The organism is Pseudomonas sp. TH21 (genome assembly GCF_016651025.1).
Classification (GTDB): domain Bacteria; phylum Pseudomonadota; class Gammaproteobacteria; order Pseudomonadales; family Pseudomonadaceae; genus Aquipseudomonas; species Aquipseudomonas aylmerensis.
On the sequence record NZ_JAEKEQ010000001.1, the window covers coordinates 6,023,891 to 6,036,901 of the forward strand.

The 13,011-nt window shown below is 60.3% G+C and carries 10 protein-coding genes; all 10 read left to right on the forward strand.

Translation table 11 applies throughout. The features are described 5' to 3' along the window. The first annotated feature begins 110 nt into the window (after positions 1-110). Positions 111-2,921 carry an LPS-assembly protein LptD gene (locus tag JFU04_RS26790; RefSeq protein ID WP_201145996.1) on the forward strand — a complete coding sequence of 937 codons (2,811 nt, stop codon included), beginning with the start codon at positions 111-113 and terminating at the stop codon, positions 2,919-2,921. Continuing rightward, positions 2,896-4,236, forward strand: coding sequence for a peptidylprolyl isomerase (locus JFU04_RS26795; RefSeq protein WP_065904630.1), 1,341 nt, complete (start codon positions 2,896-2,898; stop codon positions 4,234-4,236). Before JFU04_RS26790 ends, JFU04_RS26795 begins: the two co-directional genes overlap by 26 nt. Continuing rightward, positions 4,233-5,222 (forward strand): 4-hydroxythreonine-4-phosphate dehydrogenase PdxA, encoded by a 990-nt coding sequence (pdxA, locus tag JFU04_RS26800; protein ID WP_065904632.1) that lies wholly within the window; start codon positions 4,233-4,235, stop codon positions 5,220-5,222. Before JFU04_RS26795 ends, pdxA begins: the two co-directional genes overlap by 4 nt. Further along, positions 5,219-6,031, forward strand: coding sequence for a 16S rRNA (adenine(1518)-N(6)/adenine(1519)-N(6))-dimethyltransferase RsmA (rsmA, locus tag JFU04_RS26805; protein WP_065904634.1), 813 nt, complete (start codon positions 5,219-5,221; stop codon positions 6,029-6,031). Before pdxA ends, rsmA begins: the two co-directional genes overlap by 4 nt. 175 nt (positions 6,032-6,206) lie before the next feature. Further along, positions 6,207-6,587 carry a Co2+/Mg2+ efflux protein ApaG gene (gene apaG / locus JFU04_RS26810; RefSeq protein WP_065904636.1) on the forward strand — a complete coding sequence of 127 codons (381 nt, stop codon included), beginning with the start codon at positions 6,207-6,209 and terminating at the stop codon, positions 6,585-6,587. After that, positions 6,587-7,438, forward strand: a complete 852-nt coding sequence (locus tag JFU04_RS26815) for a symmetrical bis(5'-nucleosyl)-tetraphosphatase (RefSeq protein ID WP_201145997.1) — start codon at positions 6,587-6,589, stop codon at positions 7,436-7,438. Before apaG ends, JFU04_RS26815 begins: the two co-directional genes overlap by 1 nt. A 29-nt stretch (positions 7,439-7,467) precedes the next feature. Continuing rightward, the gene (gene glpE / locus JFU04_RS26820; RefSeq protein ID WP_065904641.1) at positions 7,468-7,797 is read left to right on the forward strand and encodes a thiosulfate sulfurtransferase GlpE; all 330 of its coding nucleotides are present in this window, start codon (positions 7,468-7,470) and stop codon (positions 7,795-7,797) included. Between the two features lie 285 nt (positions 7,798-8,082). Continuing rightward, positions 8,083-10,005: a PrkA family serine protein kinase gene (locus JFU04_RS26825; RefSeq protein ID WP_003194732.1), complete on the forward strand. Its 1,923-nt coding sequence runs from the start codon at positions 8,083-8,085 to the stop codon at positions 10,003-10,005. A 113-nt stretch (positions 10,006-10,118) separates the two neighbouring features. Beyond that, positions 10,119-11,390, forward strand: coding sequence for a YeaH/YhbH family protein (locus tag JFU04_RS26830; RefSeq protein ID WP_065904643.1), 1,272 nt, complete (start codon positions 10,119-10,121; stop codon positions 11,388-11,390). Continuing rightward, positions 11,387-12,952: a SpoVR family protein gene (locus JFU04_RS26835; RefSeq protein ID WP_065904645.1), complete on the forward strand. Its 1,566-nt coding sequence runs from the start codon at positions 11,387-11,389 to the stop codon at positions 12,950-12,952. The genes JFU04_RS26830 and JFU04_RS26835 overlap by 4 nt, the downstream gene beginning before the upstream one ends. Positions 12,953-13,011 lie beyond the last annotated feature (59 nt).

Genomic DNA, 13,011 nt, shown 5'->3' on the forward strand with positions numbered 1-13,011 from the left:
CTAGCCGTCAAGCGGGTCATGCTTTATTATCACGCATCTTTTTCAGACCATCGAGAGGCGTGCGGCCCACACCGCGGGCAGATGGCACGCAGGAAGCCCGGACTAATAAGATGGCATTGAAATCCCCCGCGTTTCGTAGAAAATTTCCGTTGCTGGTAACCGGCAGTCTGCTGGCCATGCAACCCTTCGCCACCTCATTCGTGGTCGCCGCGGAACAGTATGACTGCTCAGTCTCTGCTTCGGGTGCCTGGGATTGCGCGCCGAAAACCGCCGCTGCCCCTCTACCACCGCGCCCGGTGCATGACGGCGCTGCCGTCAGCTCGGCCAACAGTACGGCTCAGGCCGATACCGGTGGCAAAGCCGATGCCGAGCCAAAGACCGCACTGGTTACCGAATCCAAGGGCCGTGGCCTGCGTTCGCGCAGCGCCGACTACAGCCACCTGGACTGGGTACCGCGCGACAAGCTGACCGCAGCCCAGTTGGCCGAAACCGGTCCTTACTGCGGCGGTGCGTACATCGAGCCGATTCGTCCTGGCATGAACGACAAGACGAACAAGAGCGATGCGCCCACCTTCATCGGTGCCAAGGCCTCTCGCTACGAGCAGGAACAACAGGTCGCGACCCTGGCCGGTGACGTCGTCATGCGCCAGGGCAGCATGCAGCTGGAGTCCGAGGAAGCCAGCCTGTACCAGGCTGAAAACCGCGGCGAGCTGAACGGCAATGTGCGCATGCGCGACAACGGTGCCCTGATCGTCGGCGACCACGCCGAGGTCCAGCTGGACACCGGCGCGGCGCAGATCGACAACGCCGAGTACGTGCTGCACAAGTCGCGCATCCGCGGCAATGCGCTGTACGCCAAGCGTGCCGAGAACGCGATCATCCGTCTCAAGGACGGTACGTACACCACGTGCGAGCCAGACAGCAACGCCTGGCAGCTCAAGGGCAACAACATCACGTTGAACCCGGCCACCGGCTTCGGTACGGCTACCAACGCGACGTTGCGGGTCAAGAACATCCCGATCCTCTACACCCCGTATATCTATTTCCCGATCGACGACCGTCGTCAATCCGGCTTCCTGCCACCTAGCTTCAGCAGCGGCGGCGAAACCGGCTTTACCTTGGTAACGCCGTACTACTTCAACCTGGCGCCCAACTATGACGCCACGTTGTACCCGCAATACATGACCAAGCGCGGCCTGATGATGGAAGGCGAGTTCCGCTACCTCACCAAGTCCAGCGAAGGCCAGGTCGGCGGCGCGTACCTGAACGACGACAACGACGAACGCAAGCGCCAGACCGATTACGAAAAAACCCGCTACATGCTCAACTGGCAACACAAGGGCGGGCTGGATTCGCGTGTACTGACCCAGGTCGACTACACCACGATCAGCGATCCTTACTACTTCCAGGACCTCAAGTCCTACCAGGAAGGTGTCGAGAGCCAGGACTACGTCAACCAGCAGGGTTCCGTCACTTATCGCGGCGACACCTTCCAGGCACGTCTGAACCTGCAGGCCTACCAGTTGGCCACGATTTCCCAGGTCACCCCGTATGACCGCCTGCCGCAGATCACCTTCAACGGTACCCTGCCGTACCATCCAGGTGGCTTGAACTTCAGCTACGAGACCGAAGCCGTACGCTTCGACCGCGACCTGGAAAACGGTAGCTTCACCAACGAAAACGGCGAGATTGAACCGCGCCTGGACACCTATGTTCGTGGCCTGACCCGTGCAAACGGTACTCGCCTGAACGTAGCGCCAGCCGTCGAATACCCGATGAACTGGACCTACGGCTTCGTGACGCCGAAGCTCAAGTACGTCTACACCAAGTACGACCTGGACCTGGACAACATCGGCAAGAACCAGATTGTTACTGATCAGGCCAATGCCACCGCTGCCAACCCGTACGCGGGCGGCACCTTCAAGAGCTCCCAGGACCGTGCGCTTCCGGTGGCCAGCATCGACAGCGGCCTGTACTTCGATCGCAACACCAACTGGTTCGGCAAAGACTATCGCCAGACCCTTGAGCCGCGTGCGTTCTACCTGTACGTACCGAACAAGGACCAGAGCGATATCCCGGTGTTTGACACCAGCGAGTACTCGTTCAGCTACGCGTCTCTGTTCCGCGACAACCGCTTCAGCGGCTCCGACCGTATCGGCGACGAGAACAAGCTGTCCCTGGGCTTGACCAGCCGCTGGATCGAAGACAACGGCTTCGAGCGTCAGCGCGTATCCGTGGGCCAGGCGCTGTACTTCAAGGATCGTGAAGTGCAACTGCCGGGCATCCTGGCTTCCGACCGTGCCGATGCACAGTCCGATGTCTCGCCAATCGCCCTGGACTACGAGTTCCGCTTCAACCGCGACTGGCGCGCCACTGCCGACTACAACTGGGACACCGAGAATCACAGTCCTCGTTCCGGCAGCGCGATGCTCCACTACCAGCCGGAAGACAACCCGAACAAGATCATCAACGTCGGCTATCGCTATCGTAACGACCAGGTCGTCTACAACCAGCTGACCGGCAAATGGCAGTTCGGTGGTGACTATGGCCAGCCAGGCGATCCGAACTTCGTGAAGGATTACTACAAAATCCAGCAACACGACTTCTCGATGATGTGGCCGATCATTCCACAGTGGAACCTGATCACCCGCTGGCAGTATGACTACGCTCGCAACCGTACCCTGGAAGCCTTCGGTGGTTTCGAGTACGACAACTGCTGCTGGAAACTGCGCTTGATCAACCGTTACTGGGTTTCCAACGACGAATACAGCCAGATCGCCCCGCTTAACGAAAAGGGTGACCACGGGCTCTTCCTGCAAATCGTCCTCAAAGGACTCGGCGGCCTGACCGGCGCCAAGGTAGAGAGCTTCCTCGACAAAGGCATTGAAGGTTATCGTGAACGTGAAGACCAAGCTTTCTGATTGTCTGCGCCCGCTAGTGCTGGGCGCGCTGTTCCTGGGTACCGCATCGGCTCACGCTGCGGTTCAAGAACTGGATAAAGTAGTGGCCATCGTCGATAACGACGTGATCATGCAGAGCCAACTGGACCAGCGCGTCAAGGAAGTCCAGCAAACCATCGCCAAGCGTGGCGGTGGCGTGCCGCCTACCAGCGTCCTGGACCAGCAGGTGCTTGAGCGCCTGATCGTCGAGAACCTGCAACTGCAGATCGGCGACCGTTCCGGCATCCGTATTTCGGATGAAGAACTGAACCAGGCCGTGGGCACCATTGCCCAGCGCAACAACATGAGCATTGACCAGTTCCGCGCGGCCCTGGCCCACGATGGTTTGTCCTATGAGGACGCCCGTGACCAGATCCGTCGTGAAATGATCATCAGCCGTGTGCGCCAGCGTCGTGTGGCCGAACGCGTTCAGGTGTCCGAGCAGGAAGTGAAGAACTTCCTGGCGTCGGACCTGGGCAAGATGCAGCTGTCCGAAGAGCTGCACCTGGCCAACATCCTGATCGCCACGCCTGACAGCGCCACATCCGAGCAGCTGAATGCCGCTGCGGCCAAGACCCAGGCTATCTATGATCGCCTGAAGGCCGGTGCCGACTTCGCCCAAATGGCGATCGCCCAGTCGGGCAGCGACAACGCCCTCGAAGGCGGTGACATGGGCTGGCGTAAAGCTGCTCAATTGCCACCTCCGTTCGACCGCGAGCTGAGCGCGATGGAAGTCGGTGGCATCACCCAGCCTGCACGCACGCCGGGTGGCTTCATCATCCTCAAGCTCCTGGAAAAACGTGGCGGCGAGACCTCGCTGAAAGACGAAGTGCATGTTCGTCATATCCTGGTCAAACCAAGCGAAATCCGCAGCGAAGCGCAAACCAAGGAACTGGCCCAGAAGATCTATGACCGCATCGAAAGCGGTGAAGACTTCGCCACCCTGGCCAAGAGCTTCTCGGAAGACCCGGGTTCTGCCCTCAACGGCGGCGACTTGAACTGGATCGACCCGAAGGCCCTGGTGCCGGAGTTCCAGCAGGTGATGGCCGAGACGCCACAAGGCGTGCTGTCCAAGCCGTTCAAGACCCAATATGGCTGGCACGTACTGGAAGTCCTTGGCCGTCGCGCCACCGACAACACCAGTCAAGCCCGCGAGCAACAAGCACTGAACGTACTGCGTAACCGCAAATACGACGAAGAGCTGCAAACCTGGCTGCGTCAGATCCGTGACGAAGCTTATGTAGAGAACAAGCTGCCAGGCGCCGAGCAAACAGGCACCGACCAGGCAGCCCAGTGAAACCCCAGCGTTTCGCGGTGACACCCGGCGAGCCGGCCGGCATTGGTCCAGACCTGTGCCTGCTGCTCGCCTCGCAACCCCAGCCACACCCCCTGATTGCCATTACCAGCCGTGACCTGCTCCTTGAGCGGGCCGCGCAGCTGGGTGTGGCGGTCAATCTGCTGGACGTGGCGCCGGGCAACTGGCCTGACCTACCTGCTCCTGCCGGCAGCCTGTACGTGTGGGACACCCCGCTTGCAGCCAAGGTCGTGGCCGGGCAGCTGAACAAGGCCAATGCGGCCTTTGTCCTGCAAACCCTGACACGTGCTGGCCAGGGCTGCATCGACGGCGACTTCGCCGGCATGATCACCGCGCCGGTACACAAGGGCGTGATCAACGAATCCGGTATCGCCTTTTCCGGCCACACCGAATTCCTTGCCGAGCTGACGCACACCGAACAAGTCGTGATGATGTTGGCCACGCGCGGCCTGCGGGTCGCCCTGGTGACCACGCACCTGCCACTGCGCGAGATCGCCGACGCCATCACCGTTGAACGTGTCGAACGCGTAACGCGCATCCTGCACGCCGACCTGCAACATAAATTCGGCATTGCCCAACCGCGCATCCTGGTCTGTGGGCTCAATCCCCACGCCGGTGAAGGCGGCCATTTGGGCCATGAAGAAATCGACATCATCGAACCAACCCTGGAGCGTCTGCGCCAAGAAGGCATGGACCTGCGCGGCCCGTTGCCTGCAGACACTCTGTTTACCCCCAAATATCTGGAGCACTGCGATGCAGTGCTGGCGATGTACCATGACCAGGGGCTGCCCGTGCTGAAATACAAAGGCTTCGGCGCCGCAGTCAACGTGACACTGGGCCTGCCGATCATCCGCACCTCCGTCGACCATGGCACCGCCCTGGACCTGGCAGGCAGCGGCAAGATCGATACCGGCAGCCTGCACGTGGCCCTGGAAACCGCCTATCAGATGGCCGAGACCCGTATATGACTGAGCATTACCAACACCGGGCGCGCAAGCGCTTCGGGCAAAACTTCCTGCACGACGCTGGCGTGATCGACCGCATCCTGCGCTCCATCCATGCCAAGCCCGAAGACCGCCTGCTGGAAATCGGCCCGGGCCAGGGCGCACTGACCCAAGGCCTGTTGGCCAGCGGCGGCCAACTGGACGTGGTGGAACTGGACAAGGACCTGATCCCGATCCTCAACCAGCAGTTCGCTGGCAAGCCCAACTTCAATCTGCACCAGGGCGACGCACTGAAGTTCGACTTCAACACCCTCAATGCCGCGCCCAACAGCCTGCGCGTAGTCGGCAACCTGCCGTACAACATCTCCACACCGCTGATTTTCCACCTGCTGAACAACGCCGGGATCATCCGCGACATGCACTTCATGCTGCAAAAAGAAGTGGTCGAACGCCTGGCTGCAGGGCCTGGTGGTGGTGATTGGGGCCGCCTGTCGATCATGGTCCAGTACCACTGCCGCGTGGAACATCTGTTCAACGTCGGCCCAGGTGCGTTCAATCCACCGCCCAAGGTTGACTCAGCCATCGTGCGCCTGGTGCCGCACGCCGTGCTGCCGCACCCGGCCAAGGATCACAAGCTGCTCGAGCGCGTGGTGCGCGAAGCGTTCAACCAGCGCCGCAAGACCCTGCGCAACACGCTCAAGGCGCTGCTGAGCAACGCCGAAATCGAAGCCGCCGGCGTCGACGGCAGCCTGCGCCCCGAGCAACTGGATCTGGCGGCGTTCGTGCGCCTGGCGGACCAGCTTGCCATTCAGCCCGCCCCCGCCGTCGAATAACCCCGTAGCAGCCGGCTTGCCGGCGATGGCGCCCTCAAACTCGCTATCGCCAACAAGCCGGCTCTGACAAGGGCGTGCCCACCCGGCCAGACGGCATGTCTGGCCTAGTGCCCACCTATTGGCCTAGACTGATCCGCATCTGCTGTCCTCCGCTTTTGCTTTTAAGGCCTCTTGCATGTCCGATCCTCGCTACCAGATCGACGTCAGCGTCGTCACCCGCTTCCTGGCGGACCAATCGCAACCTGAACAGAACCGCTTCGCCTTTGCCTACACCATCACGGTGAAAAACAACGGGCTGGTGCCGGCCAAGCTGCTGTCACGCCACTGGGTGATCACCGACGGTGACGGCCAGGTCGAGGAAGTGCGCGGCGCCGGGGTGGTCGGCCAGCAACCGTTGATCGACATTGGCGCCAGCCACACCTACAGCAGCGGCACGGTGATGACCTCCAAGGTCGGCACCATGCAAGGTTCCTATCAGATGAAAGCCACCGACGGCCAACTGTTCGACGCCGTCATTGCGCCCTTTCGCCTCGCCGTGCCGGGAGCCCTGCACTGATGGCGACGTACGCGGTCGGTGACCTGCAAGGCTGCCTGGAGCCCCTCAAGTGCCTGCTCGAGCGCGTCGCCTTCGACCCGTCGCATGATCGCCTGTGGCTGGTGGGTGACCTGGTCAATCGCGGCCCGCAATCGCTGGAGACCCTGCGCTACCTCTATAGCCTGCGCGACTCGCTGGTGTGCGTACTCGGCAACCACGATCTGCACTTGCTGGCGGCCGGCAATAACATCGAACGCCTGAAAAAGGGCGACACCCTGCGCGAGATCCTCGAAGCCCCGGATCGGGCCGAATTGCTCGACTGGCTGCGTCGGCAAAAACTCATGCATTACGACGAAGGCCGCAACATGGCCATGGTGCATGCTGGCATCCCGCCGCAGTGGACGTTGAAGAAAGCCCTCAAGTGCGCCGCCGAAGTCGAGACCGCGCTGGCTGATGACACCCTCTACACCACCTACCTCGACGGCATGTACGGCAATGAGCCAGTGAAGTGGGACAACGACCTTACCGGCGTGACCCGCCTGCGGGTCATCACCAACTACTTCACCCGCATGCGCTTCTGCACCGCCGAGGGCAAGCTGGACCTCAAGAGCAAGGAAGGCGCCGACACCGCCCTGCCCGGCTACAAGCCCTGGTTCGCCCATAAAGAGCGCAAGACCCGCGACACGCAGATTGTCTTCGGTCACTGGGCGGCCCTTGAGGGTAAATGCGACGAGCCCGGCGTGTTCGCCCTCGACACCGGCTGTGTGTGGGGCGGCACCATGACCCTGATGAACATCGACACCGGCGAGCGCCACGGCTGCCAGTGTCAATCCACCCTTCCCGTTACACTGCCGGCTGCCGCCAAGCGCTAGACGCCGCCGCAATGCCCAAGGAGCCCGCCATGAGCGAATTCAAACGTATCCCTCCCGAACAAGCCCAGGCCCTGCGCGAGCAAGGTGCCGTGGTGGTCGACATCCGTGACCAGCCGACTTATGTGGCAGGTCACATCACCGGTGCCCAGCACCTGGACAACGTCAACATCGCCGATTTCATCCGCGCCGCCGACCTCGACGCGCCGCTGATCGTGGCCTGCTACCACGGCAACTCCAGCCAGAGCGCGGCCGCTTATCTGGTCAGCCAGGGCTTCTCCGACGTCTACAGCCTGGACGGTGGCTTTGAGCTGTGGCGTACGACGTATCCTGCAGAAATTGCTTCAGGGGATTCGCAATAATTTTTTTCACACCCCGCTACCCCGCGTGACGCTTGGGCTCGCGCCGCTTCTGACGAACGGCGCAGCCAAACTAATTGCGCATCGCGCCTTGACCTCTCCGATTCCGAACTATCCTTAAGCGCAGGCCATCCGAATCAGGGGAGAGCCGGTACACCGGCGTGCGGGTCATCGGTAGCGTTTCAGGGTGTTCTGGGGGGAAAACGGCCATTGGCGTTCGTCAATGACTGCCAGCATCGACTGATTGATCCGGCGTCGGCTCCACGTATCGAGCGAGGTGACGACGTCATGAGTATTTTCAGCCACTTCCAACAACGCTTCGCATCCACACAGCAGGAAGAACTCACGCTTCAAGAGTATCTCGAGCTGTGCAAACAGGATCGCAGCACCTACGCGTCTGCCGCCGAGCGCCTGCTATTGGCGATTGGCGAGCCGGAGCTGGTGGAAACCGCCAACAATTCGCGCCTGTCGCGAATATTCTCCAACAAGGTGATCCGCCGCTATCCGGCCTTTGAAGACTTCCACGGCATGGAAGAATGCATAGACCAGATCGTCTCCTACTTCCGCCACGCCGCCCAAGGCCTGGAGGAGAAGAAACAGATCCTCTATCTGCTCGGCCCCGTCGGCGGCGGTAAATCGTCCCTGGCCGAAAAACTCAAACAACTGATCGAGAAGGTGCCCTTCTACGCCATCAAGGGCTCACCGGTCTTCGAGTCGCCCCTGGGCCTGTTCAACGCCACGGAAGATGGCGCGATCCTCGAAGAAGACTTCGGCATCCCACGCCGCTACCTCAACACCATCATGTCGCCCTGGGCCACCAAGCGCCTGGCCGAGTTCGGCGGCGACATCAGCCAGTTCCGCGTCGTGAAACTCTACCCATCGATCCTCAACCAGATCGGCGTGGCCAAGACCGAACCTGGCGACGAGAACAACCAGGACATCTCGGCGCTGGTCGGCAAGGTCGATATCCGCAAACTGGAAGAATTCCCACAGAACGACGCCGACGCCTATAGCTACTCGGGCGCACTGTGCCGGGCCAACCAGGGCCTGATGGAGTTCGTGGAGATGTTCAAGGCGCCGATCAAGGTGCTGCACCCATTGCTCACCGCCACCCAGGAAGGCAACTACAACAGTACCGAAGGCCTCGGCGCGATTCCGTTCACCGGGATCCTGCTGGCCCACTCCAACGAATCGGAATGGCACACCTTCCGCAACAACAAGAACAACGAGGCCTTCATCGACCGGATCTACATCGTCAAGGTGCCGTACTGCCTGCGCGTCAGCGATGAGATCAAGATCTACGACAAGCTGCTGTTCAACAGCTCCCTGGCCAAGGCGCATTGCGCACCCGACACCCTGAAGATGCTCGCCCAGTTCACCGTGCTGTCGCGCCTCAAGGAGCCGGAGAACTCGAATATCTATTCGAAGATGCGCGTATACGACGGCGAAAACCTCAAGGACACCGATCCCAAGGCCAAGTCGATCCAGGAATATCGCGACACGGCAGGTGTGGATGAGGGCATGAACGGCCTGTCGACACGTTTCGCGTTCAAGATCCTGTCCAAGGTCTTCAACTTCGACCCCCATGAGATTGCCGCCAACCCGGTGCACTTGCTGTATGTGCTGGAGCAGCAGATCGAACAGGAACAATTCCAGGCCGAAACCCGCGAGCGCTACCTGCGCTTCCTCAAGGAATACCTGGCACCTCGCTACATCGAGTTCATTGGCAAGGAAATCCAGACGGCTTACCTGGAGTCCTACAGCGAATACGGCCAGAACATTTTCGACCGCTACGTGCTGTACGCCGACTTCTGGATTCAGGACCAGGAATACCGCGACCCGGAAACCGGCGAAATCCTCAACCGCGTGGCCCTCAACGAGGAACTGGAAAAAATCGAAAAACCCGCCGGTATCAGCAATCCGAAGGATTTCCGCAACGAGATCGTCAACTTCGTGTTGCGCGCTCGCGCCAACAACAACGGCAAGAACCCCACCTGGCTCAGCTACGAGAAGCTGCGGGTGGTCATCGAGAAGAAAATGTTCTCCAACACCGAGGATCTGCTGCCGGTCATCAGCTTCAATGCCAAGGCCAGCAAGGAGGATCAGCAAAAACACAACGACTTCGTCACACGAATGGTCGAGCGTGGCTACACCGACAAACAGGTACGGCTGCTCTCCGAGTGGTACCTGCGAGTTCGTAAATCGCAGTAAGGCAGCGGCAGGCGTGCGCTGCCAGGTCTTTGGCCTGGCAGCTGACCGCTTGTCTCTAAGCTTCCAGCTCGCGGCTTGAAGCTTGTAACGTGAAGCTGCCCGGAGGGCTCCCCATGAGCTATGTGATCGACCGACGCCTCAATGGCAAGAACAAGAGCACGGTAAACCGCCAGCGTTTCCTGCGGCGTTACCGTGACCACATCAAAAAGGCCGTTGAAGAGGCCGTCAGCCGCCGCTCCATCACCGACATGGAGCATGGCGAACAGATCAGCATTCCCGGAAGGGACATCGACGAACCGGTGCTTCACCATGGCCGGGGCGGCAAACAGACCGTCGTGCATCCCGGCAACAAGGAATTCACCACCGGCGAACATATCCAGCGCCCCCAAGGCGGTGGCGGCGGCAAGGGTCCTGGCAAGGCCGGCAATTCCGGCGAAGGCATGGATGAGTTCGTGTTCCAGATCACCCAGGAAGAATTCCTCGAGTTCATGTTCGAGGACCTGGAGTTGCCCAACCTGGTCAAGCGCAACCTGACCGGCACCGATACCTACAAGACCGTACGCGCCGGGATCAGCAACGAGGGCAACCCGTCCCGGATCAACATCATTCGCACCCTGCGCTCGGCCCACGCCCGGCGTATCGCCCTGTCCGGCAGCAGCCGCGCCAAACTGAAGGAAGCCAAGGAAGAACTGGCACGCTTGAAACGCGAAGAACCGGACAACTTCGGCGATATTCAGGAAATGGAGGCGGAAATCGAAAAGCTCAGCGCGCGTATCCACCGCGTGCCGTTTCTCGACACCTTCGACCTCAAGTACAACCTGCTGGTCAAGCAGCCCAACCCCAGCTCCAAGGCCGTGATGTTCTGCCTGATGGACGTGTCCGGCTCCATGACCCAGGCAACCAAGGACATCGCCAAGCGGTTCTTCATCCTGCTGTACCTGTTCCTGAAGCGGAACTACGACAAGATCGACGTGGTGTTTATCCGTCATCACACCAGCGCCCGGGAAGTCGACGAGGAGGAGTTCTTCTACTCACGGGAAACCGGCGGCACCATCGTCTCCAGCGCCCTGAAGCTGATGCAGGAGATCATGGCCGAACGCTACCCGGCCAACGAGTGGAACATCTACGCCGCCCAGGCTTCCGACGGCGACAACTGGAACGACGATTCACCGATCTGCCGCGACATCCTGATCAACCAGATCATGCCGTTCGTGCAGTACTACACGTACGTCGAGATCACCCCCCGTGAGCACCAGGCCCTGTGGTTCGAATACGAGCGCATCGGCGAAGCCTTTGCCGATACATTCGCGCAACAGCAACTGGTCTCGGCCGGCGATATCTACCCGGTCTTCCGTGAACTCTTCCAGCGCAGGTTAGTGACATGACCGCCAAAAAAGAGCATAAGCGCCAACCCATTTCCACGGGGTCTGAATGGACCTTCGAACTGATCCAGGCCTATGACCGGGAAATCAGCCGCATCGCGGCGGGTTATGCCCTGGACACCTATCCCAACCAGATCGAAGTGATCACCGCCGAACAGATGATGGATGCCTACGCCTCTGTCGGCATGCCTCTGGGTTACCACCATTGGTCCTACGGCAAACACTTCCTCAGCACCGAGAAGTCCTACACCCGCGGGCAGATGGGCCTTGCCTACGAGATCGTGATCAACTCCGACCCGTGCATCGCCTACCTGATGGAAGAAAACACCATCTGCATGCAGGCGTTGGTGGTGGCTCACGCCTGCTACGGCCACAACAGTTTTTTTAAGGGCAACTACCTGTTCCGCACCTGGACCGATGCCAGCTCGATCATCGATTACCTGGTATTCGCCAAGCAGTACATCATGCAGTGTGAGGAACGCCACGGCATCGACGCGGTGGAAGACCTGCTCGACTCCTGCCACGCCCTGATGAACTACGGCGTTGACCGCTACAAACGCCCTTATCCGATTTCCGCCGAGGAAGAACGCCTGCGCCAGAAGGAGCGCGAGGAGCATCTGCAGAAGCAGATCAATGACCTGTGGCGCACCATTCCTAAAAAAGCCGGCAAAAACAACGACAAGGACAATGCACGCTTCCCCGCCGAACCTCAGGAAAACATCCTGTACTTCCTGGAAAAACACGCGCCGCTGCTGGAGCCATGGCAACGGGAAATCGTGCGCATCGTGCGCAAGATCGCCCAGTATTTTTATCCACAGCGCCAGACCCAGGTGATGAACGAAGGCTGGGCGACGTTCTGGCACTACACCTTGATGAACGACCTGTACGACGAAGGCCTGGTCACTGACGGCTTCATGATGGAGTTCCTCACGTCCCACACCAGCGTGGTGTTCCAGCCGGGCTTTGACAGCCCGTACTACAGCGGCATCAACCCGTATGCCCTGGGGTTTGCCATGTACCGCGACATCCGGCGCATGTGCGAACACCCCACCGAGGAGGATCGCCGCTGGTTCCCGGAGATCGCTGGCAGCGACTGGCTCTCGACCATCAAGTTCGCCATGAGCAGCTTCAAGGACGAGAGTTTCATCCTGCAGTACCTGTCGCCTCAGGTTATTCGCGATCTCAAGCTGTTCAGTATTCTGGATGACGACCTCAAGGATGACCTGGTGGTACCAGCCATCCATGACGAACCCGGGTATCGCGTGATCCGCGAAACCCTGGCGGCGCAGTACAACCTGGGCAACCGTGAACCCAACGTGCAGATCTACAGCATCGACGTACGTGGCGACCGCTCGCTGACCCTGCGTCATCAGCAGCACGACCGCAAACCGCTGGGTGAATCCACCGAGGAAGTGCTCAAGCACCTGCATCGGCTGTGGGGGTTCGACATCCACCTGGAGACCCTGCAGGGCGATCAGGTGATGAAGACCCACCACGTGCCGCCGCGCAGCGATCACAACGACAACGACTACGGCCGCCTGGACCTGGCCGTCGTTCATCTCTGAAACAGCAAAGCCTCCATTGGTCAGGCACAGGCGGTATCCTGTGCCGCTAATGGAGGCTT